Genomic DNA, 26,513 nt, shown 5'->3' with positions numbered 1-26,513 from the left:
ATTATGACTCCGTTATTTATAAGCTAGTGAATTATGCGGAATATCCATACTGAAACTGTGACATTTGCTGCGCTTTAGGAATACATGGAGCTATTAACTAAAACCCCGTATGATTGCGCGTTTTTAGTACCGCCAAAAAGTGACGACAATGACCCAAACCTTTATTCTCGGCAAAGACGCCGCGCTGGAAGACTCAATCTCTCGCTTTCAGCAAAAGCTGAGTGACCTCGGTTTTAATATTGAAGAAGCCTCTTGGCTTAACCCGGTTCCTCACGTTTGGTCGGTACATATCCGCGACCGTGATTGCCCGTTGTGCTTTACCAACGGCAAAGGTGCCAGCAAGAAAGCGGCACTAGCTTCGGCTTTAGGTGAATATTTCGAACGCTTATCCACCAACTATTTCTTCGCTGACTTCTATCTGGGCAAAGCCATTGCCGAAGGTGATTTCGTTCATTATCCCAACGAGAAGTGGTTCCCGATCCCAGCAGATAACTTGCTGCCAGAAGGCATTCTCGATGAGCGCCTGCTGGCGTTTTACGATCCAGAGCAGGAATTGGTCGCCAGTGACCTGGTGGATTTGCAATCAGGTAACGCCAAACGCGGGATCTGTTCATTGCCCTTTACCCGCCAGTCAGATTTAGAAACCGTCTATATTCCAATGAATATTATCGGCAATCTGTATGTCTCAAACGGCATGTCTGCGGGCAATACTGCCAATGAAGCTCGGGTACAAGCCCTGTCCGAAGTCTTTGAACGTAAAGTTAAAAACCGTATTATCGCAGAATCTATCAGCTTGCCGGAGATCCCTGCTGCGGTGTTAAACCGCTATCCAGGTGTGGTAGAAGCCATTGCCAAGCTGGAAGAAGAAGGTTTCCCAATTCTCTCTTACGATGCCTCTCTAGGTGGCGCTTATCCGGTTATTTGCGTAGTACTGTTTAACCCGTCAAATGGCACCTGTTTTGCCTCATTCGGTGCACATCCTGACTTTGGTGTCGCGCTGGAACGCACCGTGACTGAGCTATTGCAGGGCCGTAGCCTGAAAGACCTGGACGTCTTTACCGCGCCGACCTTCGATGACGAAGAGGTGGCAGAGCACACCAATCTGGAAACCCACTTTATCGATTCAAGTGGCTTGATCAGTTGGGATATGTTCAAAGACAAGGCCGACTATCCATTTGTGGACTGGAGCTTTAAAGGCAGCACAGAAGAAGAATTCGCTACCCTGATGGCTATCTTCAAGCAAGAAAACGCCGAAGTGTATATCGCTGATTATGAGCATTTAAGTGTCTATGCCTGCCGGATTTTGGTACCAGGCTGGTCTGATATCTATCCTGCCGAAGATTTGCTGATGGCGAACAACACCATGGGTGTGCATCTGCGAGACAGCTTGCTGGCCCTGCCCGGCAGTGACTGGCAACCTGGGGAATATCTGGCGCTCATTCAGCAGTTGGATGATGAAGGGTTGGATGATTTCGCCCGCGTACGTGAATTGCTGGGTATCGCCTCGGGTAAAGATAACGGCTGGTATACCCTGCGTGTCGGTGAGCTGAAATCCATGCTGGCATTGGCTGGCGGTGATTTGGAGCAAGCACTGATTTGGGTTGAATGGACGCAAGATTTTAACTCTTCAGTCTTTACGGCAAAACAAGCGAACTATTACCGTTGCCTGCAAACCCTATTGTTACTGACTCAGGAGCCGGATCGTGAAGCGGCACAATATTACACTGCCTTTGTGAAAATGTATGGTCAGGAGGCGGTAGATGCAGCCTCAGCAGCCTTGGTGGGTGAGGCGCGCTTCAATGGCCTGTTCAGTGTTGATGAGGATCTAAAAGCCTTACCAGCTCATCAGGCACTACTAGGTGCTTATGAGAAGTTGCAAACTGCCAAACGCCGCTATTGGGCTAAAAGCGAGTAAACATTTTCTGCCAGCAAATAGCTAAATGCTAATCAGCAGAAAACGACCCACGGCGTTGTCTTTTGGCAGCGCCGTTTAATTTAGGACTGCAATTAATCCTGACGAAAATAAATACAAATCGCCGCGCTCAACAATTGTTTTTGTCATAAAAAAACGTTATTTTCTGACGCCGTAATAGCACCTTTAGACAAACATTATTTAGCGACCAGATAAAATAGATAAATAGGTGAATGAATAGTTAATTTTTAATGACTGATAATAATAAAAATAACTACAAATACTCCTTTTAGTTAACCTTCTCAACGGCTTCAAAACAGTCCAATCAAAATTATTTGCAAATCTTAAAATATTTTTTTCAATTGATAATCAATAAGTTAATCGCATTACCCCTATATTTTATGGTGTTTCACAGCTAACTAAACTCGCGCAATATGATCCATATCAATTTTCACGCTATACTGCTTTGCTAGTATCTCGTTGTGCTTTATTAACCCTTAAGAGAGAGTTAGTGTGAAAGCTGACAACCCCTTCGATGCATTATTACCTGCGGCAATGGCTAAAGTAGCCGAAGATGCCGGTGTCTATAAAGCCACCAAGCATCCGCTAAAAACCTTTTATTTAGCGATTACTGCTGGTGTGTTTATTTCAATTGCGTTTGTTTTTTATATTACAGCGACTACCGGTACTGCTGGCGTGCCTTTCGGCTTTGCCAAGTTGGTTGGTGGTATTTGTTTCTCCCTGGGGCTAATGTTAGTGGTGGTGTGTGGGGGTGATCTTTTCACATCGACCGTACTCACAACTGTCGCTAAAGCCAGCGGCCGTATCACATGGCGTCAACTGGCATGTAACTGGGTTAATGTCTATATTGGGAATCTGTTCGGTGCACTATTCTTTGTGTGTCTTATTTGGTTCGCAGGCCAACATACTGTGGCAAATGGTCAATGGGGTCTGAATGTTTTGCAAACAGCCGACCATAAATTGCACCATACTTTTATTGAAGCGGTGTGTTTGGGTATTTTAGCTAACCTGATGGTCTGTCTGGCGGTATGGATGAGTTACTCCGGCCGTACCATAATGGATAAAATGTTCGCGATGATCTTACCGGTGGGGATGTTTGTTGCCAGCGGCTTTGAGCATAGCATCGCAAATATGTTTATGATTCCTATGGGTATTGTGATTAAAAATTTCGCTTCGCCTGAATTTTGGCAATCCATAGGATCAACACCTGAGCAATTTGCTCACTTAACCGTAAGTAACTTTATTATTGATAACCTGATCCCAGTCACTATCGGTAACATCATTGGTGGCGGATTATTGGTTGGGTTGACTTATTGGGTAATTTATCTGCGCGGTGACCAGCAACATTAATATGTGGCCGCTACGTCTGGTTTTCGAAGAAATTAACATTAAAAGGTAGATGCATTATGACCGAACTTAATGAAAAATTGGCCAAAGCATGGCAAGGTTTTACCAAGGGTGACTGGCAGAACGGTGTAAACGTTCGTGACTTCATCCAGAAGAACTATACCCCTTATGAAGGCGATGAGTCCTTCCTTGCCGGCCCTACCGATGCGACCGACAAACTGTGGGCGCAGGTTATGGAAGGCATCAAACTGGAAAACCGCACCCATGCGCCAGTTGATTTCGATACCGACGTAGCTGCAACCATCACATCTCATGATGCTGGCTATATTAATAAAGATCTGGAAACCATCGTTGGCTTGCAGACTGAAAAACCATTGAAACGTGCACTGATCCCATTCGGTGGCATTAAAATGGTAGAAGGCTCTTGCAAAGTTTATGGTCGTGAACTTGACCCACAACTGAAAAAAGTCTTCACCGATTACCGTAAAACACACAACCAAGGTGTGTTCGACGTTTATACCAAAGACATCCTGAACTGCCGTAAATCTGGTGTACTGACTGGTTTGCCAGATGCCTATGGCCGTGGCCGTATCATCGGTGACTATCGTCGTGTAGCCGTTTACGGTATCGACTTCCTGATGAAAGACAAACTGGCCCAGTTCAATTCATTGCAAGATGATTTGGAAAACGGTAAAGACCTGGAAATGACTATCCAGTTGCGCGAAGAAATTGCTGAACAGCATCGTGCTCTGGCTCAAATCAAAGAAATGGCGGCCAAATATGGCTGTGATATCTCAGGTCCGGCAACTAACGCCCGTGAAGCAGTACAGTGGACCTACTTCGGCTATTTAGCTGCGGTTAAATCCCAAAACGGTGCGGCAATGTCCTTCGGTCGTGTATCTACCTTCCTTGACGTGTACATCGAACGTGACATGAAAGAAGGTAAGCTGACTGAAATTGAAGCGCAGGAATTGATTGACCATTTGGTTATGAAACTGCGTATGGTTCGCTTCCTGCGTACCCCTGAGTATGATGAACTGTTCTCTGGTGACCCAATCTGGGCAACTGAGTCTCTGGCCGGTATGGGCGTTGATGGCCGTACTCTAGTGACCAAAACCAGCTTCCGCTTCCTGAACACCCTGTACACTATGGGGCCGTCTCCAGAGCCGAACATGACCATTCTATGGTCTGAAAAGCTGCCACTGAATTTTAAAAAGTATGCTGCTAAAGTCTCCATCGATACTTCATCTGTGCAATATGAAAACGATGATCTGATGCGCCCTGACTTCAACAACGATGACTATGCTATCGCTTGTTGTGTTAGCCCGATGATTGTCGGTAAACAAATGCAGTTCTTTGGTGCCCGTGCCAACCTGGCAAAAACCATGTTGTACGCAATCAACGGCGGCGTTGATGAAAAAATGAAGATCCAGGTTGGCCCGAAAGAAGCGCCAATGATGGATGACGTGCTGGACTATGACAAAGTCATGGAACGCATGGACCACTTTATGGATTGGCTGGCTAAACAATACGTTACCGCGCTGAACATCATCCATTACATGCATGACAAGTACAGCTATGAAGCTGCGCTAATGGCACTGCATGACCGTGATGTTTACCGTACTATGGCATGTGGTATTGCAGGTCTGTCTGTTGCGGCTGACTCCCTGTCTGCTATCAAGTATGCCAAAGTAAGCACCATCCGTGATGCTGACGGCCTGGCTATCGACTTCAACATCGAAGGCGAATATCCACAGTTTGGTAACAACGATTCACGCGTTGATGATATCGCTTGTGACCTGGTTGAGCGCTTCATGAAGAAAATTCAGAAGCTGCGTACTTACCGTGGTGCAGTGGCAACTCAGTCCGTGCTGACCATCACCTCTAACGTGGTTTATGGTAAGAAAACCGGTAACACCCCAGATGGTCGCCGTGCTGGTGCGCCATTCGGTCCAGGTGCTAACCCAATGCATGGCCGTGACCAGAAAGGTGCTGTTGCCTCTCTGACTTCGGTTGCTAAACTGCCGTTTGCTTACGCGAAAGATGGTATCTCTTACACCTTCTCTATCGTGCCAAACGCATTAGGCAAAGACGACGAAGTACGTAAAGCTAACCTAGCCGGTCTGATGGATGGTTACTTCCATCACGAAGCGTCCATCGAAGGTGGTCAACACCTGAACGTGAACGTAATGAACCGTGAAATGCTGTTAGACGCGATGGAAAACCCGGAAAAATATCCGCAGTTGACTATCCGTGTATCAGGTTACGCAGTACGTTTCAACTCGCTGACCAAAGAACAACAGCAGGATGTAATTACTCGTACCTTTACACAGTCGATATAATTCCCTGCCGCAGTAAAATGGCATAAACTTAAAGGCTCCACTTTAGTGGGGCCTTTATTCATCCAGCGTTGGAGAAATCCTGCTATGTCAGTACTTGGTCGTATTCACTCATTCGAATCCTGTGGCACTGTTGACGGCCCGGGTATCCGATTTATCGTATTCTTCCAGGGCTGCTTGATGCGTTGCCTGTATTGCCATAACCGTGATACTTGGGATACCCACGGCGGTAAAGAAGTTACCGTTGAAGAATTAGTCAAAGAAGCCATCACCTATCGCCACTTTATGAATGCCTCTGGCGGCGGTGTGACTGCATCAGGTGGCGAAGCTATTTTGCAGGCCGAGTTTGTGCGCGATTGGTTTCGTGCGTGTCATGAAGTAGGCATCCATACCTGTCTGGATACCAACGGTTTTGTACGCCGTTATGATCCGGTCATCGATGAGTTACTTGATGCCACAGATTTAGTGATGCTGGATTTAAAACAGATGGATGACAGTGTGCATCAGAATCTGGTGGGGGTATCGAATCATCGAACACTGGAGTTTGCCCGTTACTTGGCAAAACGTAACCAGAAAACCTGGATCCGCTATGTGGTGGTGCCGGGTTGGTCAGATGATGATAAATCGGCGCACATGTTAGGTGAGTTTACCCAGAACATGACCAATATCGAGAAAATCGAATTACTGCCTTACCATGAGTTGGGTAAGCACAAATGGGTCGCCATGGGCGAAGAATACAAACTGGATGGGGTGAAGCCCCCTACCACAGAGATCATGGATCGGGTGAAAGGCATTCTCGAAAGCTATGGTCACAAAGTAATATATTAAGTCATTACAGTTGCAAGCAGCTAATGGTGCGGCAACTTCAAACAAGAAGGGGGGCGTAGTCAGTTAATTAACGCATCCCCATAGATACCGCCAAATTGGGTTATGCCACTGGCGGTATTTTTTTGGTTGTTATATGGCAGCGTAAGGGGTCTGTTGTTTACCTGGCTTACGCAGCAACATCATCAAATACACTAAGGCGACAGCGGCTATCATGATAAACAGTAAATTATCGGAATAGCGCTGCATCAGCAGCGAGGTCATTGTCGGGCCGGTCAGACTACCGAGGGTATAACTCATCAGTAATGCCTGATTCATTGCCACTAATTCATCAGCGCTGGCCTTTTCACACGCCCAGGCCATGGCGACCGGATAAAGGGTAAAACCGGCACACCCCAGAATAAATAATGCCGGGGCCAAGGCATAATTACCTAAAATGGCTACACTGCCGAGGATGACGACAAACACTTGAATGCGCAGCACCAGTAAACGACCATAACGGTCCGCCATTTTGCCTATCGGCCATTGACCGATAATGCCTGAGCTAACCAGCAAAGCCATCCACCATCCAACGCTGGCATCACTCATGCCCTGATGCGATAAATAGAGCGGCAACAGGCCATAGAGCGAACCTAACAGTACCCCTGAGATAATGCAGCCATTAATACCCAGGCGAGCGCTACGGCGCTTAAGCATCGGCCAAATGGCAATGTGTGAGGACTCACTGCTACCCTGATGTGAGAAGTGGGCAAACAGCAGCGGCAGCATAGCTGTAATAACCAATGTACTGACCCAAGGGATAACATTGAGTAATTGCGTTGACACGACACCTAATAATAATTGCCCGGTGACGGTTCCCAGATAGTAGACCATCATATAAGCTGCCAGCAGTTGCCCACGGTTAGCTAACGTGCCGCTGCGCAGTAACGCACTTTCGACAATGACCCAAATCAGGGCGCAAGCCACGCCGGCCAAAAAGCGCCACCCCAGCCAACTCCAGAAATCCACTGATAGCATTAATCCGCAAGTCGCCAACGCAAATAAAAAACAGGCGTAATGGTAGCTGCGATTAAATCCAAGTTGCTGGATCAAGCGCCCCGCAATCAGTGTCCCAACCAGATTCCCACTAAAATAAGACGAGCTAACCATCCCCACCTGCCAAGTCGGCAATTGTTGATGGGATAACCATAAGGGAACCAATGTATTTAGCACTGCGATAGAAATCGTAAACAGCAAAAGCCCACAGAGCAGAAGCAGAACCGGGCGAGAATATGCGGACATAATAAGACAGGAGCCGTCGGGACGATAAAAGTGAGCGCATCATGCCACCGGCGATATAAAAGTCAATTACTGCGCGGGAGGGGATAGCACGATATGTTGGAAGCACCTACGAGCAACCTTCAGCCTTTACTCTGGCTATACGCCAAAAAGAAAAAGCGCCCTGGGGCGCTTTCTGCATATTGGATTAGTGATTAATCCGTATGTTATTAACCGATAAAGTCCAGGCCACCCATATATGGGCGTAATACTTCTGGAACCTCAATTCGGCCATCTGCCTGCTGGTAGTTTTCAATCACTGCAACCAGGGTGCGGCCAACCGCCAAACCAGAACCATTCAGGGTATGAACTAAACGGGTTTTTCTATCGGTTTTATTGCGGCAACGAGCTTGCATACGGCGCGCCTGGAAATCCCACATGTTAGAACAGGAAGAGATTTCACGGTAAGTATCCTGCGCTGGCAGCCATACTTCCAAATCGTAAGTCTTGCTGGAACCAAAGCCCATATCACCAGTACACAGCAGCACTTTGCGGTATGGCAGGCCCAGTAATTGCAGAACTTTCTCTGCATGACCGGTCAACTCTTCCAGTGCCGCCATCGAATCTTCCGGGCGAGTAATCTGCACCATCTCAACTTTGTCGAACTGATGCATACGAATCAAGCCACGGGTATCACGACCATAGGAACCCGCTTCAGAACGGAAGCATGGGGTATGGGCCGTCATTTTCAATGGCAGAGTGTCTTCTTCCAGAATCTCATCGCGTACCAGATTGGTCAGCGGCACTTCAGCGGTCGGAATCAGTGCATAGTTACTGCTATCTGACTCTTCTTCCAGCGGTTTGGTGTGGAATAAATCTTCACCAAACTTAGGTAACTGGCCAGTACCATACAAAGTGGCATGGTTAACCAGATAAGGAACATAAGCTTCTTGATAACCGTGTTTTTCGGTATGCAGGTCCAGCATAAACTGGGATAACGCACGGTGCATACGGGCTATTTGCCCTTTCATCACCACAAAACGCGCACCGGTCAGCTTCACTGCAGCAGCAAAATCAAGACCACCGGCCATTTCGCCCAGCGAGACGTGATCTCTCACTTCAAAATCATACTTACGCGGCTCACCCCAACGGCTGACTTCAAGATTGTCTTTCTCATCTCTCCCCACAGGGACAGAATCATCCGGCAGGTTAGGAATAGACAACGCCAGTAAGCGGATTTCGTTTTGCAGTTTGTCCAGCTCAGCCTTAGCCGCATCCAGCTTCTCACCCAGCGCATTCACTTCCAGACGTAATGGTTCGATATCTTCGCCACGCGCCTTGGCCGCACCAATCAATTTCGATCGGGAGTTACGTTCTGCTTGCAGACTTTCTGTTTCAACCTGTAAAACTTTGCGGCGCTCTTCTTGTTGGCGCAACATCTCAACATCAAGTTTAAAACCTCTGCGAGCAAGTTTTTCGGCGACTGCGTCTAGCTCATTGCGCAGCATATTGGGATCGAGCATGCTAGTCCTGTGCTTGTAGTTATAGAATGCCTTTCATCTTTGAAGTTGCAGCGGTATTAGCAGCGTTCTCTCACCCGAATCACTTACCTCAGTAAACTCATCGAGACTCGCTTACTTGCTGCCTACCTGCCACTTCAACTATTTTGGGCATAATGGTTATTAAAGGAGAATTTCATGACATAAGCGGTATAAACAGCCACTTACCATATAGCGCTAACCTTACCGCAACAGCAAGACTAGCGGTAGCGTTTTATCGGGCTATTTTGATCCTGCTCAGCCAACCATGCCAGCTTTTCACCGATTTTACCTTCCAGACCACGGGATGAGGGTGAATAGTAGCGAGTCGCGGCCATTTCTGGCGGGAAATAGTTCTCACCTGCAGCATAAGCATGCTGTTCATCATGGGCATATCGGTACTCCGCCCCAAGCCCCATCTCTTTCATCAGTTTGGTCGGTGCATTACGTAGGTGTTCTGGCACATCAAAGTCAGGCTTATCACGCGCGTCCTGCATCGCTGCTTTAAACGCGGAATAAACCGCATTACTTTTTGGTGCACAAGCTAGATAAACAATGGCCTGAGCAATCGCCCTTTCACCTTCTGCCGGACCGACTCGAGTAAAGCAGTCCCACGCTGATATAGCCACTTGCATGGCACGAGGATCGGCATTACCGACATCTTCCGAGGCAATAGCCAATAAACGGCGGGCGACATAAAGGGGATCCCCCCCTGCAGTGATAATACGCGCATACCAATATAGCGCCGCATCCGGGGCCGAGCCGCGAATGGATTTATGCACCGCCGAGATCAGATCATAATAACGATCACCTTTGTTATCAAAACGGGCGCTCCGCTCGCCAGACACTTCTTTCAGCAAATCAGGGGTTAATACTCGCACCCCGTTGGCATCTATTTCTGCCATATCTGCCATCATCTCAAGGCTGTTTAACGCGCGACGAGCATCACCACCAACCAGCTCCGACATCATGCGGCGGGTCTCGTCCGGCAGTTTGATATTCTGCCCACCGTAACCACGGCTGCCGTCTGACATCGCTTGATCAATCACTTTCTCGATATCTGCGGCGGTTAATGCCTTAAGCAAATAAACCCGCGCTCTGGAGAGCAATGCCGAATTCAGTTCAAACGAGGGGTTTTCAGTCGTAGCACCGATAAAGGTAATAGTGCCATCCTCAATATGCGGCAAAAAAGCATCCTGCTGGCTTTTATTGAAACGATGGACTTCGTCAACAAACAAGATAGTGCGCCGACCAGCATCACGGTTTTGCCGTGCGCGTTCGATGGCCTCACGAATCTCTTTAATACCGGAGGTCACGGCAGAAATGCGTTCCACATCAGCTTGGCCGTAACGACCAATAATTTCGGCCAATGTGGTTTTGCCCGTCCCAGGTGGCCCCCAGAGGATCATGGAGTGTAACTGCCCCGCAACGATTGCCCGTGGTAGCGGTTTACCCGGTGCCAGCAAATGTTGCTGACCAATATATTGATCCAACGTCAAAGGTCGCATCCGCGCGGCCAGTGGTTGAAACTCATTTTGGGAAAAGTCGAGGGACATATTACTCACGCAAACCTCACTGCCGCTGGTCGTCCAGCGTCACCCCTTTTGGTAGGGTAAATTTAAATTTGCTGGCGTCAGCCGAGCTATTTTGTTGGCCTTTCAGGGTGTAAGCACTGCGCTGCCCATCTTGCTCAACCGCAGTAAAACTCTTGATAGTCCCCGTCGGCGTAACCGTAATGGCAAATTGCTTCAGATTACCGCTGGCACTTTTAGGTGTCAGTTCAAAATCATCGCCTTTCTGCTTAACATTGTACTGTTTCCAGTCATCCGGGTTGTTGCGGGTAATCAGCATAAACGGAGTGTTACCGGTTGCATTCTTCAACCAGGTTGCCGTGGCCTGCTCAACAAAGGGGTTGTAGAACCACAAGGTTTCCCCGTCTGAGATAAGTACGCTTTCATCCGGTGAGGTCATATGCCAGTTAAACAGATTTGGCCGTTTCACCCATAGCTCCCCTTCACCTTCCTGCACCGTCGCGCCATCAGCGCTGGTCACTTTTTGCGAGAAATTAGCATGGAAACTGTTCACCTTACTCAGACGACCTTGCAAATCGGTACTGACATCCGCCAGAACTAAAGCTGAAATTAAACCCGATAACAGACAGCAAGCAACAAGCAGTTTTTTCATTATTCTAAATACCTTATAAAATTCTCTGATAAATACGGGGTTATGCTTCTTTGCATAAGGGCCGCAAAGCGGCCCTGTCTATACCCGTCATCTTTCAAGATGCAGGGGTGTTAGCTGCCATCACTCACCCAACTCATTGAGTTATCTCAACTCCTTGGGTTCATTTCGTTGCCGCCTACCTGCAACTCGAAATCTATTGGGTATATGTTAACTTCCTCAGAGCAAAATATGACTACTCATGTGGCGGCGGGGCCAACACTTCACGATTACCATTATGGCCCGGCGTACTCACAATCTGCTGGGCTTCCATCTGTTCGATAATACGTGCAGCACGGTTATACCCAATACGGAATTGGCGCTGCACGCCAGAAATTGACGCCCGGCGTTTCTCTAACACAAAGCTCACGGCCTGATCAAACAGTGGGTCCAGCTCTTCATCACTGTCCAATCCAAGACTACCGCCTTCCCCTTCTTCACTACCACTAAGAATGCTCTCAATGTATTGAGGACGACCTCGGGCTTTCCAATCATTAACCACGGCATGCACTTCTTGGTCACGGACAAAGGCACCGTGCACACGTACCGGAATCGAAGAGTTTGGTGCCATATACAGCATGTCCCCCATCCCCAGCAGTGATTCCGCGCCGCCCTGATCGAGGATAGTCCGTGAGTCGATTTTACTGGAAACCGTAAATGCGATACGGGTTGGAATGTTAGCTTTTATCAAACCGGTGATGACATCTACCGATGGACGCTGGGTAGCCAGCACCAGATGGATACCGGCAGCACGGGCTTTCTGTGCCAGACGTGCTATCAACTCTTCAACTTTTTTGCCCACTGTCATCATTAAATCGGCAAACTCATCCACCAGCACCACGATATAAGGCAGTTTCACCAGCATCGGCGGTGAGATGTCCATGCTATCGGATGGCTTCCAGAATGGATCAGGGATTGGCCGCCCCATAGCTTCAGCCTGAGCTACGCGCTCGTTATAGCCTGCGAGATTACGCACGCCCAGCGCCGACATCAATTTATAGCGCCGTTCCATCTCGCCGACACACCAGCGCAATGCATTCGCGGCATCCTTCATATCAGTAACCACTTCGGTTAGCAGATGAGGAATGCCTTCATACACCGATAACTCCAGCATTTTCGGGTCAATCATGATAAAGCGCACCTCATCTGGTGTGGCTTTATACAAGATACTGAGGATCATCGCGTTCACCCCAACCGACTTACCAGAACCGGTAGTACCGGCCACCAGCAAGTGTGGCATTTTGGCTAAGTCTGCCACCACCGGCTGCCCGGCAATATCTTTACCAAGCACAATAGCAAGCGGAGAAGGGTTATCACGGAATTTGGCACAGTCGAGCACTTCCCTCAGGTAGACCGTTTGACGATGCTTATTCGGCAATTCAAGCCCGACATAAGGTTTGCCCGGAATAACTTCTACTACACGCACAGCGATAGCTGATAGAGAACGGGCCAAATCGCGGGAAAGATTGGAAATGCGCGACGCTTTAACACCTGGAGCCAAATCCAACTCAAAGCGAGTAATGACTGGCCCTGGAGAAATACCCACTACTTCCGCTTTTACCCGATAATCACCTAAACGTGCTTCAACCAGACGAGCCGTTTGCTCTAAAGCAAACATATCAACTGGTTCTTCCTCCGCTGGCGGAGAAGAAAGTAAATCAAGCGTAGGCAGTGGTGTGGTCGGTTTAATCAACGGCTGATCATTACGCATCAGGAACGGGTGAATCAAGCTGTCCATTGCTGGCGTTGGTTGCACGGGGGCGACAGGTGGTACCGGTATTGTTGGCTCAACAGCAGACGGGGCTATTGCCGGAGCATGTGCTGTTGTCGGTGCATAAGTAGGCGTTGCCGCAGACTGCGTATAGGGTGCTGGCACCGATGTGACTTGCCCTGAATGCGTTTGATGCACTGATGGCTGCTGATATTGCGCTGGTTGCTCAGGCGAAATAGCGTCTGGAGAAGCGGCGGGTTCCCCTTCATCAACATAGGGAGAAAGCGTGAACAAGGGCTCACGAGGGCTATCATCAACAAGATCTGCGACCGGCGAGAATGTATAGGCGCGGCGGATATCAACAGGCTGCATTCCTTCTGCGACACTGTTTTTGTGATGAGTAGAGTCTTCGTGATGAACAACGTCTTGGTGCTGAACCGCCCCATAACGATGCTGTTGTTGTGCTGCGAATGCCTGCCGTAATGCGGCTTCTTCTAAAGCTTGCTCATCTTCTGGCTCAGGGGCGGTGAACGTATTACCCCCTGCGTCTGATGATTGCTCGTAACGCTCGGATTGCTGGTCGGCAAACGCTTTACGCAAGATAGCCTGCTGCAACGCATCATCATCTGCTGATAGAGGCTCGCTGTCGAACGACGCTGCAGTAACCTGAGGATTTTGCGCTTCTTGTTCGCGTTGTTCCTGTTCCGCCATACGTTGTGAAGGCAACTTGATACCGTAAGAGGCCAACTCACGCCGCGTTGGAATACGCACAGGGTTTGGCCGTGGTAACTCAGGACCGATACCCTGTTTTACCTGAGAACCGGTGTCACTAGTAGCAGTAAATGCTGGCATAAACGTCGCTGCTGCACTCGCAGCGGCGATGGCTGTTCCCGACAAACCGTGATGAGACAATGGGTTATTTGACAAGCTGCTATTGATCAATGGGTCACTAATCAGTGGATCACTGGCCGAACTTACTGCGGCCAAACCATCAAGGGCACGGCCAAAACCAGTGTTCGCATTAGGAACACTATCGACCTGATCACTATGGCGCTGTGCTGTTGAGAAATCGAACGGCGAATGGCTGACAGGTGCAGGTGGTACATCCCATGCCCCCATTTGTGGCTCTGGCCGCTCAACAGGCGTGGCAACGCGAGTCTGAACCGGTGATGGCATCTCTTGCGGAATTTCAAACGAATATAACGGCGGTGTCGCTGTCGAGTTAGCCGTCATCGGTGCCGTGCTATGGCTGCTAACAGACTCGGCTATCACCCTAGGAGCAGGTTGATAGTCATCATCTGTTGCCCGCAGGCTGCTTAATAGAGGATCATAGTCGCCATTGGACCCCGGCGCTGGGGATAAGGCCGGCTCAGGCGCATTGGCGATGGCGTCGGTTGCTGATGGCGCGGAGAATAGCACGTCGTCATCAGCATGAGCCGCAGATGCCGCAAGTGCGGCGCTAGCCGCGCCTACTGCTAGCGCTTTATTTGAAGCCGCCCGCTGCTCTTGTTCAGCAACGTCGGAATCTTCAACCTGATAATCGTCATCTTCATCGTCATAGCGTTCTTCACGACGTGAGCGATTAGTCATAAATGTCAGTGAGCCTAAGACCACTCCGCCAATTTTCTCAGCAATGACCAACCATGACCAGCCGGTAAACAGCGTCAGGCCAACAGCCCAGATACAGAGCAATGTCAGTGTTGCACCGACACCATTGAACCACGGCAACATGGCATTACTGAACAAACTGCCAATTACCCCACCAGAGGCAAAGTAATAAAGATCGTCAACATTCAATGCAGCCAGGCCACATGACGTTAAAATCAGGGCTAATGTGCCAATCAGACGTAAAGAAAGAGCAAAGTAATCAACGTGTTCATTGGCATCGCGCTGACGGAAAGCCGCCCAGCACAACATCACCATAATCACAGGGATTGCGTAAGCCAAAACACCAAAGGTGAAGAACAGTGTATCGGCCATCCAGGCACCAATACCCCCACCAAGATTGTGGATAGGCTCATGCCATGCAGTTTGGGACCAGCTTGGGTCCGAAGGATTAAAACTGAGCAGCGCCGCCATCAGGTAGGCTGCCAAAATTGTTACCACAATCAAAACCGCCTCAAGTAAACGACGCCCGCTGCTGAGTTTTTTCAGGGTAACTTCTTTATCTTCTGTATATTCCTGGCTCAAGAAAGGCTCTCCAGGTTCCTGTTAACTGGTATGAGTGACAACGCCGAGAACCCTCCCGGCGTTGAAACTGTATGAATAAACAGGAGTGTAACCAAATTACTCAGGTTTTGCACCTGCCTGTTTACCGCGTTTTAATGACTAGGCGGTTACTCTGCTTCACTTCTTCCATGACCACATAGGTACGAGTGTCATTGACGCCCGGCAGGCGAAGCAAGGTCTCACCGAGTAATGTACGGTAAGCAGACATATCAGGTACGCGGGTTTTCAACAAATAGTCGAAATCGCCGGAAACCAGGTGACACTCTTGAATTTCCTCAAGATTTTTAACAGCGGCATTAAATTGCTCAAACACATCCGGAGCGCCACGATTCAGAGTAATCTCAACGATAACCAGCAGCGATGCATCCAAATACTGTGGATTAAGCAGTGCGGTATAACCTTGGATGAAACCCTGACGCTCTAAGCGGCGAACTCGTTCCAAACATGGTGTTGGTGATAATCCTACTCGTTTTGAAAGCTCAACGTTAGAGATGCGCCCATCCTTTTGTAATTCATTCAGGATGTTACGATCTATACGATCAAGCTCTTTCCCCGGGCGTTTTTTATTATCTATCATCTTATAGTCTCTCTTAATTTCCTTGAGTCTGTGACATGCTCTCATCGTGCTTATACTTCGAGCCTGCTACAGACAACGACCCGCAGCCTGTTTTATGCAAATATATCAACACGTTGTTATCTCACACCCTGTCTGTCCAACTGTATGCGAGGTACTCGATGATTATTAGCGTTGAGGAAGAGATAGCACATCACGAACCGCCGTAGAAACTCCCCCCTACAGTTGTTCGAGAACTTACTTCACACGCCATCCAGCATTAATCGAAAACGTTCCAGGGTTTTCGCTTGGCATCACTGATACCAAATCTGAAATTTATGGCGCGCAGATAATTTCTTCTTCCTATGATGTTTTCGCAAATGCACAGCCGATTGTCAAAGTAAAAGAAGTTAAATCAGTAGAACGTGCCAGAATTAAAATCCCAGAGTGTTTCCCTTAGCTATTTTTTCGTCCTAAATTTGCTATAAAATGGTGCAAAAAGGTGGTTTTGTGTCATGGCTATTTTTTGCTCAATCGGCTTGCAAGCCACATTTTTTATAGGGTCAAAGCTTTTCAGCGCGAATTGGCGCGTAACGTAAAAATTAATTTGGGTCCAATTTGCCCGCAGCCTGACGTCGCTTCACCGCTAACTGCCGATTCTTAATACATTTAGTTCATTAAATAGGCATCACCTATCAAACAAATCGCTAACAACATTTTTGTCTGCTTTTTTTAATGCCCAATTTTCCCTACAATCGCTAACATTGTCCGCCATTGTGGGAAAGAGGTATTCATGAGCACGGCTAAACATAGCAAATTGATTATTCTGGGTTCTGGCCCTGCGGGTTACACTGCGGCGGTTTATGCTGCACGCGCCAACCTGAAACCTGTATTGATTACCGGAATGGAGAAAGGCGGTCAGTTAACCACCACTACTGACGTGGAGAACTGGCCTGGTGATCCTGAAGGCTTGACTGGTCCTGCTCTGATGGAGCGGATGCATGAGCATGCAGAAAAATTCCAAACAGAGATTCTATTCGATCATATCAACAGCGTTGATTTGCAAAACCGCCCATTCCGCCTGTTTGGTGATGGTGCTGAGTACACCTGTGACGCGCTGATTATTGCTACAGGGGCTTCTGCCCGCTATCTGGGAATGGCGTCAGAAGAAGCCTTCAAAGGCAAAGGGGTCTCTGCCTGCGCGACTTGTGATGGTTTCTTCTATCGGAATCAGAAAGTGGCGGTAGTCGGTGGCGGTAATACTGCGGTTGAAGAGGCGTTGTATCTGGCGAATATCGCAGCTGAAGTTCATTTAATTCATCGTCGTGATAGCTTCCGCTCAGAGAAAATCCTGATTGATCGCCTGATGGAAAAAGTAAAAAACGGCAACATCGTATTGCACACTGATCGCACCTTGGACGAAGTTTTGGGTGATGATATGGGTGTCACCGGTGTCCGCCTTAAATCCACCAAAAACAGTGAGACAGAAGAGATTGCTGTTGCTGGCGTCTTCATTGCGATTGGTCACAGCCCAAATACCGCCATCTTTGATGGTCAGTTGGCACTGGAAAACGGCTACATCAAAGTTCAGTCAGGTCTGCAAGGCAATGCCACACAAACCTCCATTCCGGGTGTGTTCGCTGCGGGCGATGTTATGGACCATATTTATCGCCAGGCAATTACCTCCGCCGGTACCGGCTGTATGGCGGCACTGGATGCAGAACGCTATCTGGATGGGCTAGTAAACGATAAGTAACGATTCCGCATGGGGATCCAAGCGCTATGTGGCGGGTGGTTTACGATAAGTGAACCACCCGTTTTTTATTTTCACTCGCCCGCATCCCAATTAAAAACAGTAAATTACTCCTGTTGTGGAATGCGGCGACTATCACAACCTAATGGTTTCACCTCTCGTCATGACAAGGTAATATTGCCTTTCGCGAGTTTGCCACCGTCAACGGTGACAGACACTTTTTGATATTTTCTAGCTCCCTGCGCAGATAAATTGCCTGATGAATAAAACAAGACAGTATGAGTTGATTCGTTGGCTGAAAAAACAAAGCGCCCCCGCGCAACGTTGGCTCCGCCTGTCCATGTTACTTGGCCTCCTCAGCGGGTTATTGATCATCGCTCAGGCATGGTTACTGGCCACCCTGCTGCAATCTCTGATTATCGACCAACTCCCCCGATCGGCATTGACTGCTGATTTTTGGCTACTGGCCGGAACCTTTGCATTGCGCGCCGTGATCAGTTGGTTGCGTGAACGGGTGGGATTTATCTGCGGAATGAAAGTTCGCCAGCAGATCCGTAATGTCGTTTTAGACCGATTAGAACAGCTCGGCCCTGCGTGGGTGAAAGGTAAGCCCGCGGGCAGTTGGGCAACCATCATTCTGGAACAAATTGAAGATATGCAGGACTACTACTCCCGCTATCTACCACAGATGTATCTGGCCGTATTCATTCCATTGCTTATCCTGATTGCCGTCTTCCCTATCAACTGGGCGGCAGGTTTGATCTTGTTTGTCACCGCGCCATTGATCCCGCTGTTTATGGCACTGGTCGGGATGGGTGCCGCCGACGCCAATCGGCGTAACTTTGTCGCACTGGCACGGTTGAGTGGCAACTTCCTTGATCGCTTACGCGGATTAGACACGTTACGGTTATTTAACCGCGCTAAAGCAGAAACCGACCAAATTCGTGATGCCTCAGAAGATTTCCGCCGCCGCACCATGGAAGTGCTGCGTATGGCATTCTTATCTTCAGCCGTATTAGAGTTTTTCGCCGCCATCTCTATTGCCGTGGTTGCCGTCTACTTTGGTTTTTCCTATTTGGGTGAACTGAATTTTGGTAGTTATGGTTTTGGCGTCACCCTGTTTGCGGGTTTTCTGGTATTGATCCTGGCCCCTGAATTCTTCCAACCGCTGAGAGATTTAGGCACGTTTTACCACGCAAAAGCTCAGGCAGTTGGCGCAGCAGAATCGCTGGTCACATTTTTGAGTAGTGAAGGCGAAGCGATTGGCCAAGGTGACCAAGTGCTGACAGGTAACCAAGCTATCACCCTGGAAGCCGACCAACTGGAAATTCTGGCTCCTAATGGCACCCGGTTGGCCGGACCGTTGACGTTCTTATTACCCGCAGGCAAACGCGTTGCCATTGTTGGTCTGAGTGGCGCAGGTAAAAGTTCATTACTCAACCTGCTGCTGGGCTTTTTACCCTATAGTGGCTCACTGAAAGTGAACGGGGTTGAATTACGCGAACTGGAAGCACCAGCGTGGCGTAGACAATTAAGCTGGGTTGGCCAAAACCCACATTTGCCGGAACAGACGCTGGCGGCCAACATTTTGCTGGGCCAGCCAGATGCGTCACACAGCCAATTACAACAGGCGGTGGAGCGTGCCTATATCAATGAATTCCTGGCTGATTTGCCACAAGGGCTGAATACTGAAGTCGGCGACCATTCTGCACGTCTCTCCGTTGGGCAGGCGCAACGTGTTGCCGTTGCCCGCGCCTTACTGAATCCGTGCCGCTTATTGCTACTGGATGAACCCACCGCCAGCCTTGATGCTCACAGTGAACAGTTGGTGATGAAAGCACTAGAGGAAGCCTCTCGCAGGCAGACGACGCTACTGGTTACCCATCAGTTAGAAGATACGCTGGGTTATGATCAAATCTGGGTAATGGATAGTGGCCTTCTGATTCAGCAAGGTGATTACTCCACCCTCAGCCAGTCTGACGGTTCATTTGCCAATCTGCTGTCCCATCGCAGTGAGGAGCTTTAATTATGCGCGTACTTCTTCCTTTTTTGGCGTTGTATCGCCGCCATTGGTTCCTGATTTGTCTGGGTATCGTGCTGGCAATTGTCACGCTGCTGGCCAGTATCGGCTTGCTGACATTATCCGGTTGGTTCCTGGCGGGTACCGCCATCGCTGGCCCTGCTGGATTATATACGTTTAACTACTTACTACCGGCTGCCGGTGTCCGAGGGGCCGCAATTACCCGTACGGCGGGCCGCTACGCAGAGCGAGTTGTCAGCCATGACGCGACATTCCGTGTACTGGCACATCTGCGGGTCTTCGCTTTCCAGAAGATCCTACCACTCTCCCCTGCCGGTATTGCCCGTTTTCGCCAAAGTGAACTGCTGAACCGGTTGGTCGCCGATGTTGATACCCTCGATCATCTCTATCTGCGCGTCATCTCACCGCTGGTGGCCGCCATCGCAATTATTGCTGCCGTGACGTTTGGTTTAAGCTATCTGGATGTCAATCTGGCCCTGACACTCGGTGCAATTCTGCTGGGGTTATTACTGCTCGTCCCATTGATCTTCTACCGTGCCGGTAAGCCCATTGGTCGTGACCTGACGGACCTGCGTGGTCTTTATCGTTCGCAACTGACCTCTTGGTTACAGGGGCAGGCAGAGTTATTGGTATTCGGTGCGTTGCAGCAATTCCGTGCCTCGTTGCAGGATATTGAACAACGCTGGATGAAACGCCAACAACAGCAAGCATCCTTGGCTGGTTTAGCGCAGGCGCTAATGATTCTGGCTACTGGCCTAACGGTCACGCTAATTTTATGGCTCGCCGCTGAAGGTATTGGCGGGAATAATCAACCAGGCGCATTACTGGCGCTCTTTGTTTTTACCTCTTTAGCCGCATTTGAAGCCTTGCTGCCGGTGGCTGGTGCATTCCAACACTTGGGGCAAGTTATCGCTTCCGCGACCCGCGTTGCGCAATTGATGGAACAACAGCCTGAAGTGACATTCCCGACCAATGGTCCAGAGCTGACCGCACAGGTGGCGCTAGAAGTGACAGGGTTGAGTTTTACCTACCCACAGCAGCCTTTACCCGTTTTGCAGAATATATCGCTGTCACTGGCCGCAGGGGAGCATATTGCGCTACTTGGGCGCACAGGCTGTGGAAAATCCACACTGTTACAATTATTAACCCGGGCCTGGGATGCCAGCCAAGGCAGTATCACGCTTAATGGGGAACCATTGGCCAATTATGACGAAAATACCTTGCGCCAAATGATGACAGTGGTCAGCCAGCGGGTACATGTCTTCAGCAGTACGTTACGTGAAAATCTGTTGCTGGCTTGCCCTATGGCGTCTGATGCACAGTTGAAAACGGTTTTGGAACACGTCGGGTTAGCCAACTTACTTGATAACAGTGAGGGACTGAATGCCTGGATGGGGGATGGTGGCCGGCCACTCTCTGGCGGTGAACAGCGTCGTTTAGGAATTGCCCGTGCCTTGCTACATCCAGCGCCTCTTTTGCTACTTGATGAACCTACCGAAGGGTTAGATGCTGAAACAGAACAACAAATTCTGGCTCTGCTGCGCCAACACTGTCAGCACAAGAGCCTGATCATGGTCACTCATCGTTTATACGGTCTGGAATATATGGATCGAATCTGCGTGATGGATGGTGGCAAGATAGTCGAGCAAGGCAATCACCACAGTTTATTGCAACACAAAGGGCGCTATTACCAATTCCATCAACGCCATTGAACAGTGGGCTGCGTGAATTGTGAATGAGTCACCTGATGCGAGCAGGTAATTAGCATAATTCGCGCTAATATGAATAAAAACCACTGAAGAAAAAGTGGTATTCATTGTTATTTATTATACCCAGCGAACTGAGCGTAGCAGCTAACAACGCTGTGGGTTCAAGTACCAAGGCTATGGAGCCTGAAGATATCATCAGGGGGATTTATGCGCATTACACAGCTATCTTCTCAGTCATTTGCATTCCCCTCACCTGAGCTGGCTCTGCGCGAACCTAATGGTTTGCTGGCTCTTGGGGGCGATTTAGCCGCTCCTCGCCTGCTGGCAGCTTACCAAAAGGGGATTTTTCCTTGGTTTAGCCCCGGAGAGATGATCCTATGGTGGTCACCGGACCCGCGCGCGGTGTTATTCCCAGAAGATTTGCATATTAGCCGCAGCATGCGCCGCTTTCTGCGCCGTTGTCCTTATCGCCTCACACTTAACCATGCTTTTGCCGATGTGGTCAGCGCTTGTGCTGCGCAACGTGATGAGGGGACGTGGATTGGCGAGGATGTACAGCAAGCTTATTGCCAATTACATGCATTAGGGCACGCGCACTCAGTTGAAGTTTGGTTGGAAAATGAACTGGTTGGCGGATTATATGGCATTGCAGTAGGTAAACTGTTTTGCGGAGAATCGATGTTTAGCCGAGCTGACAATGCTTCAAAAAGCGCATTAATGGTTTTTTGTCATCATTTTACCCGTCAAGGTGGAGAACTGATTGACTGTCAGGTCCTCAACGCTCACACTGCGTCGCTGGGTGCGATTGAGATCCCACGAAACTTTTTTATGCAGCAGTTGAGTCAACTCCAGTTTAGTCCACTACCGGCTGAATGCTGGTTACCGCAATCGTTGAATTTTTCATCCGCGATGCAGTAAAGATCAACCGTTGAGAAAGTACCCCACATTAGGCTTTATCCCCTCTTACCGGCAGACTAATTTTGCTGAAATGGTGCGATGACCGCCAACACTTCTTTACATAATGTGGGTTTTTCGGCATTATCTTGCCGGTTAAAAACTAAGGTAGTAACACCTAGAGGATTCGATGGCCAAAGAAGACAATATTGAAATGCAGGGCACCGTTCTTGATACGCTGCCGAACACCATGTTCCGCGTTGAATTGGAAAACGGGCACGTGGTAACCGCTCATATCTCCGGTAAAATGCGTAAAAACTATATCCGCATCCTGACGGGTGACAAAGTCACTGTAGAGCTGACCCCGTACGACCTGAGCAAAGGCCGCATTGTCTTCCGTAGCCGTTAATCGGCTAATCTGTCGCCAGTTTAAGACTGGCGAGCTCTGAGGATGTAGTCCCCCTCCGGCGCCCTTCCCATTTATGGCAAGGGCGTTTTGCGTTTTCTTTTTTATCGATTGAGTAGGTTTATTCATCGTGAAATAAACAGCAAAATGCAAAAGTCACTAATCGTGGAAAACAAAAAGGGCGATAAGTTTATAGCTTATCGCCCTTTTTTATTGCCCGGTATACTTGACGCAGTAGTCGTGTAACGCCGATATCCCCCGAATCACTCAATACTCACTCATCGGGAATCTTTCATTTGCCATCGACTGCAACGCCACTTATTTCGGACATCTTACATTTAATGAACGGCACCTTCAGTTTTGCGTTTTTGCGCACTCTGAAACTCATAAGCCAGTTGTTGTTTTTCTTTATCCAGCCCAACAGTGACCGAGCCACCATCAACCAGAGAACCAAACAACAGCTCGTTTGCCAGCGGTTTCTTCAGATTCTCCTGAATCACCCGCGCCATTGGTCGTGCACCCATCGCTTTGTCATAGCCTTTATCAGATAACCAATTACGGGCTTCTTCACTGACTTCCAGCGACACGCCTTTAGCATCTAATTGCGCCTGCAACTCAACAATAAATTTATCGACCACCTGCTGAATAACAGTAGGTGACAAGTGGTTGAACCAAATAATGTTATCCAACCGGTTTCGGAATTCCGGGGTAAACACTTTTTTGATCTCTTCCAGTGCGTCAGTGCTGTTATCTTGCTGTTTAAAACCAATTGAGGTCCGTTGCGTTTCACGCACACCAGCATTGGTGGTCATCACCAGAATGACGTTACGGAAATCAGCTTTACGCCCATTGTTATCCGTCAGAGTGCCGTTATCCATCACCTGTAGTAACAGGTTAAACACATCTGGATGGGCCTTTTCAATTTCATCCAGCAGCAGAACTGCATGAGGATGTTTGATAACCGCATCGGTCAACAGACCACCTTGATCGTAACCTACATAACCCGGAGGCGCACCAATCAGGCGGCTGACAGTATGGCGCTCCATATATTCAGACATATCAAAACGCAGCAGTTCGATATCCAGTGCTTTGGCCAATTGCACCGTAACTTCTGTTTTACCAACCCCTGTTGGGCCAGCAAACAGGAACGATCCGACCGGCTTATGCTCGTGCCCTAATCCTGCGCGGCTCATTTTGATCGCCTCAGATAGCGCATCAATGGCTTTATCCTGACCGAATACCAACATATTCAGCCGATCACTCAGATTTCTCAGCACATCGCGATCACTGGCAGAGACGGTCTTCTCAGGAATACGGGCGATACGAGCCACCACGGATTCAATATCCGACACATTGACAGTTTTCTTACGTTTGTTAAGTGGCATCAGGCGGCTACGAGCACCAGCCTCGTCAATCACATCAATGGCTTTATCCGGTAAATGGCGGTCATTAATATACTTAACCGACAACTCCACCGCTGCGCGTATCGCTTTCGCGGTATAACGCACATCATGATGTGCTTCATATTTCGGTTTCAGGCCGTTAATAATCTGAACGGTCTCTTCCGGTGTCGGCTCAGTAATATCAATTTTCTGGAAACGCCGTGCCAGTGCACGATCCTTTTCAAAGATATTGCTGAATTCCTGATAAGTGGTAGAGCCAATGACCCGGATCTTGCCACTAGAAAGCAGTGGTTTAATCAGGTTAGCTGCATCCACTTGCCCACCGGAGGCAGCACCTGCGCCGATAATAGTATGAATTTCATCGATAAACAGGATGCTATCTTTGTCATTTTCTAACTGTTTCAGCAGCGCTTTGAAACGCTTTTCAAAGTCACCACGGTATTTGGTTCCGGCCAGCAGTGAACCGATATCCAGTGAGTACAGAGTGCATTCCGACATCACTTCAGGAACATCGCCCTGCACGATACGCCAGGCCAGGCCTTCTGCGATAGCCGTTTTACCGACACCGGACTCTCCGACCAACAGCGGGTTGTTTTTACGCCGACGGCACAATACCTGAATAGTCCGTTCCAGCTCTTTGTCGCGACCGATAAGTGGGTCAATGCCCCCCACCCGAGCCAGTTGATTCAGATTGGTGGTGAAGTTTTCCATACGGTCTTCCCCTCCTGCCTGCTCTTCATTTACCGGGTTTTCTGCATTCGGTGCTTGACCCGGTTCGTCCTTACGAGCGCCGTGGGAAATAAAGTTCACTACATCCAGACGGCTGACATCATGCTTACGCAGCAGGTAGGCCGCCTGAGACTCTTGTTCACTGAAGATGGCGACCAACACGTTGGCACCCGAGACTTCATTGCGCCCAGAGGACTGGACGTGGAAAACTGCACGTTGTAACACGCGCTGGAAACTGAGCGTAGGCTGGGTGTCACGCTCTTCTTCGCTAACAGGTAATGTTGGTGTGGTTTGTTCGATAAACGCTTCCAGCTCCTGGCGTAACGCTACCAGATCAACCGTACACGCCTCCAGCGCTTCCCGCGCAGCCGGATTGCTTAGCAATGCCAGCAATAGGTGCTCCACGGTCATAAACTCGTGTCTGTGCTCACGCGCTCTGGCGAAAGCCATATTGAGACTGAGTTCAAGTTCTTGATTGAGCATAGGCACCTCCCAATAATTGCCTTAATCAGGCTTTTTCCAGCGTACAAAGCAATGGATGCTCGTTCTCCCTGGCGTATTGATTTACATGTGCGACTTTCGTCTCTGCAACTTCAGCAGTAAAAACACCGCAAATCGCCTTTCCTTGATAATGCACATTGAGCATCAGTTGTGTTGCACGTTCAATATCATAAGAAAAGAACTTTTGCAGAACGTCAATCACAAATTCCATCGGTGTGTAATCGTCGTTGTTAAGTATAACTTTATACATAGACGGCGGTTTGAGCGCCTCTTTCTGTTTATCTTTGACTAAATGTTCAAAATTTAGCCAATCGTTGTTGTTACCCATTGCCTGCCCATCGTTTCACAGAACCATACAGGAGCAATACCTCACTCCGGTTATAAGACCATTTCATGCAGATATCTATTATTATTTTAACATCACTTATGCCATAACGCCGCCAGAGAAAGAAGTCGGTTTTTTTGCGTTAAAAGTGATTAAATTGTAACCAGATAAACACAATAGCGTTAGCTACATCAAACTTTGAATAACTGCCTTGGTCAGACAAAAGCCCTCCCCTTGACGTTAAGGCCATTTCCACTAGAGTGTATTTTCGTGAGCTGTTGGAGTTTTAACCAATTCGCGCTCACTTTAACCAGTTATTACCTCATCTCAAACTAGAATAGCCTTGCGAGGAACGTAGAAGTATGGAGACGGGTACTGTTAAATGGTTCAACAATGCCAAAGGTTTTGGCTTTATTTGCCCTGAGGGCGGCGGCGAAGATATCTTCGCTCACTATTCAACTATTCAGATGGATGGCTACCGCACATTAAAAGCCGGTCAGATGGTTAACTTTGATGTCCATCAGGGACCAAAAGGAAACCATGCCAGCCTGATAGTTCCACTCGGGTTAGAGGTCCTATTGCAAGAAGCCATACCGCAGGAACTCGCTGCAATGGCCTGACACCACGCATTCACTCGCCTGCACCTGCCCATCAGCGAAACAGTCTGGTGCCAACGGTATTCCCCGGGCGGCGTGTTGCTACTAACATCGATTGCGTTTCAAAATGCCAGCCAACGATGACTGGCATTTTTATTTCTCATACTTCTAATATGCGGCCATATGAACCAAGTTCAATCCTTT

At 48.8% G+C, this 26,513-nt stretch carries 18 protein-coding genes; 10 read left to right on the top strand and 8 right to left on the bottom strand.

Annotated features, from left to right (window positions below; translation table 11 throughout):
* Positions 1–148: 148 nt before the first annotated feature.
* The 4 genes from ycaO to pflA all read left to right on the top strand — a co-directional run bounded on the left by ycaO (position 149) and on the right by pflA (position 6,447).
* Complete coding sequence (ycaO, locus tag V1955_RS08200; protein ID WP_442820776.1) at positions 149–1,915, top strand: 30S ribosomal protein S12 methylthiotransferase accessory factor YcaO; 1,767 nt, start codon at positions 149–151, stop codon at positions 1,913–1,915.
* Between the two features lie 510 nt (positions 1,916–2,425).
* The gene (gene focA, locus V1955_RS08195; protein WP_050084953.1) at positions 2,426–3,283 is read left to right on the top strand and encodes a formate transporter FocA; all 858 of its coding nucleotides are present in this window, start codon (positions 2,426–2,428) and stop codon (positions 3,281–3,283) included.
* A gap of 56 nt (positions 3,284–3,339) precedes the next feature.
* Positions 3,340–5,622, top strand: coding sequence for a formate C-acetyltransferase (pflB, locus tag V1955_RS08190; protein ID WP_083158433.1), 2,283 nt, complete (start codon positions 3,340–3,342; stop codon positions 5,620–5,622).
* Positions 5,623–5,706: 84 nt separating this feature from the next.
* Positions 5,707–6,447: a pyruvate formate lyase 1-activating protein gene (gene pflA, locus V1955_RS08185; protein WP_083158432.1), complete on the top strand. Its 741-nt coding sequence runs from the start codon at positions 5,707–5,709 to the stop codon at positions 6,445–6,447.
* A gap of 129 nt (positions 6,448–6,576) precedes the next feature.
* On the opposite strand, the gene V1955_RS08180 is transcribed toward pflA, so the two are convergent.
* From V1955_RS08180 to lrp, 6 genes are all read right to left on the bottom strand, one after another.
* A complete protein-coding gene (locus V1955_RS08180; RefSeq protein ID WP_083158431.1) occupies positions 6,577–7,725 on the bottom strand; it encodes an MFS transporter in 1,149 nt (382 codons plus the stop codon).
* Between the two features lie 206 nt (positions 7,726–7,931).
* Positions 7,932–9,224: a serine--tRNA ligase gene (gene serS, locus V1955_RS08175; protein WP_083158430.1), complete on the bottom strand. Its 1,293-nt coding sequence runs from the start codon at positions 9,222–9,224 to the stop codon at positions 7,932–7,934.
* A 236-nt stretch (positions 9,225–9,460) separates the two neighbouring features.
* Positions 9,461–10,804, bottom strand: coding sequence for a replication-associated recombination protein A (locus tag V1955_RS08170; protein WP_372569320.1), 1,344 nt, complete (start codon positions 10,802–10,804; stop codon positions 9,461–9,463).
* A 7-nt stretch (positions 10,805–10,811) separates the two neighbouring features.
* Positions 10,812–11,423, bottom strand: a complete 612-nt coding sequence (lolA, locus tag V1955_RS08165; RefSeq protein WP_442820775.1) for an outer membrane lipoprotein chaperone LolA — start codon at positions 11,421–11,423, stop codon at positions 10,812–10,814.
* A 232-nt stretch (positions 11,424–11,655) separates the two neighbouring features.
* Positions 11,656–15,360, bottom strand: coding sequence for a DNA translocase FtsK 4TM domain-containing protein (locus V1955_RS08160; RefSeq protein WP_442820774.1), 3,705 nt, complete (start codon positions 15,358–15,360; stop codon positions 11,656–11,658).
* A 121-nt stretch (positions 15,361–15,481) separates the two neighbouring features.
* Positions 15,482–15,976: a leucine-responsive transcriptional regulator Lrp gene (gene lrp / locus V1955_RS08155; RefSeq protein ID WP_005184714.1), complete on the bottom strand. Its 495-nt coding sequence runs from the start codon at positions 15,974–15,976 to the stop codon at positions 15,482–15,484.
* Positions 15,977–16,745: 769 nt separating this feature from the next.
* Between lrp and trxB the strand changes: the two genes are divergently transcribed.
* From trxB to infA, 5 genes are all read left to right on the top strand, one after another.
* Positions 16,746–17,708, top strand: coding sequence for a thioredoxin-disulfide reductase (gene trxB, locus V1955_RS08150; protein WP_372559344.1), 963 nt, complete (start codon positions 16,746–16,748; stop codon positions 17,706–17,708).
* 256 nt (positions 17,709–17,964) lie between these two features.
* On the top strand, positions 17,965–19,731 hold the full coding sequence (gene cydD / locus V1955_RS08145; RefSeq protein WP_442820773.1) for a heme ABC transporter permease/ATP-binding protein CydD: 1,767 nt from the start codon (positions 17,965–17,967) through the stop codon (positions 19,729–19,731).
* 2 nt (positions 19,732–19,733) lie between these two features.
* Complete coding sequence (gene cydC, locus V1955_RS08140) at positions 19,734–21,458, top strand: heme ABC transporter ATP-binding protein/permease CydC (RefSeq protein ID WP_442820772.1); 1,725 nt, start codon at positions 19,734–19,736, stop codon at positions 21,456–21,458.
* A 204-nt stretch (positions 21,459–21,662) separates the two neighbouring features.
* A complete protein-coding gene (aat, locus tag V1955_RS08135; RefSeq protein ID WP_083158424.1) occupies positions 21,663–22,373 on the top strand; it encodes a leucyl/phenylalanyl-tRNA--protein transferase in 711 nt (236 codons plus the stop codon).
* Positions 22,374–22,539: 166 nt separating this feature from the next.
* Positions 22,540–22,758, top strand: coding sequence for a translation initiation factor IF-1 (gene infA, locus V1955_RS08130; RefSeq protein ID WP_002211347.1), 219 nt, complete (start codon positions 22,540–22,542; stop codon positions 22,756–22,758).
* A 335-nt stretch (positions 22,759–23,093) separates the two neighbouring features.
* On the opposite strand, the gene clpA is transcribed toward infA, so the two are convergent.
* Positions 23,094–25,370, bottom strand: coding sequence for an ATP-dependent Clp protease ATP-binding subunit ClpA (clpA, locus tag V1955_RS08125; RefSeq protein ID WP_050084965.1), 2,277 nt, complete (start codon positions 25,368–25,370; stop codon positions 23,094–23,096).
* Between the two features lie 25 nt (positions 25,371–25,395).
* The gene (gene clpS / locus V1955_RS08120; protein ID WP_005184739.1) at positions 25,396–25,716 is read right to left on the bottom strand and encodes an ATP-dependent Clp protease adapter ClpS; all 321 of its coding nucleotides are present in this window, start codon (positions 25,714–25,716) and stop codon (positions 25,396–25,398) included.
* A 359-nt stretch (positions 25,717–26,075) separates the two neighbouring features.
* On the opposite strand from clpS, the gene cspD reads away from it, so the two are divergent.
* On the top strand, positions 26,076–26,333 hold the full coding sequence (cspD, locus tag V1955_RS08115) for a cold shock-like protein CspD (RefSeq protein WP_083158423.1): 258 nt from the start codon (positions 26,076–26,078) through the stop codon (positions 26,331–26,333).
* Positions 26,334–26,513: the final 180 nt, after the last annotated feature.

It is taken from the genome of Yersinia sp. 2545 StPb PI, assembly GCF_052217125.1.
GTDB classification, from domain to species: domain Bacteria; phylum Pseudomonadota; class Gammaproteobacteria; order Enterobacterales; family Enterobacteriaceae; genus Yersinia; species Yersinia enterocolitica_E.
This window is presented reverse-complemented; position numbering and strand designations above follow the sequence as displayed.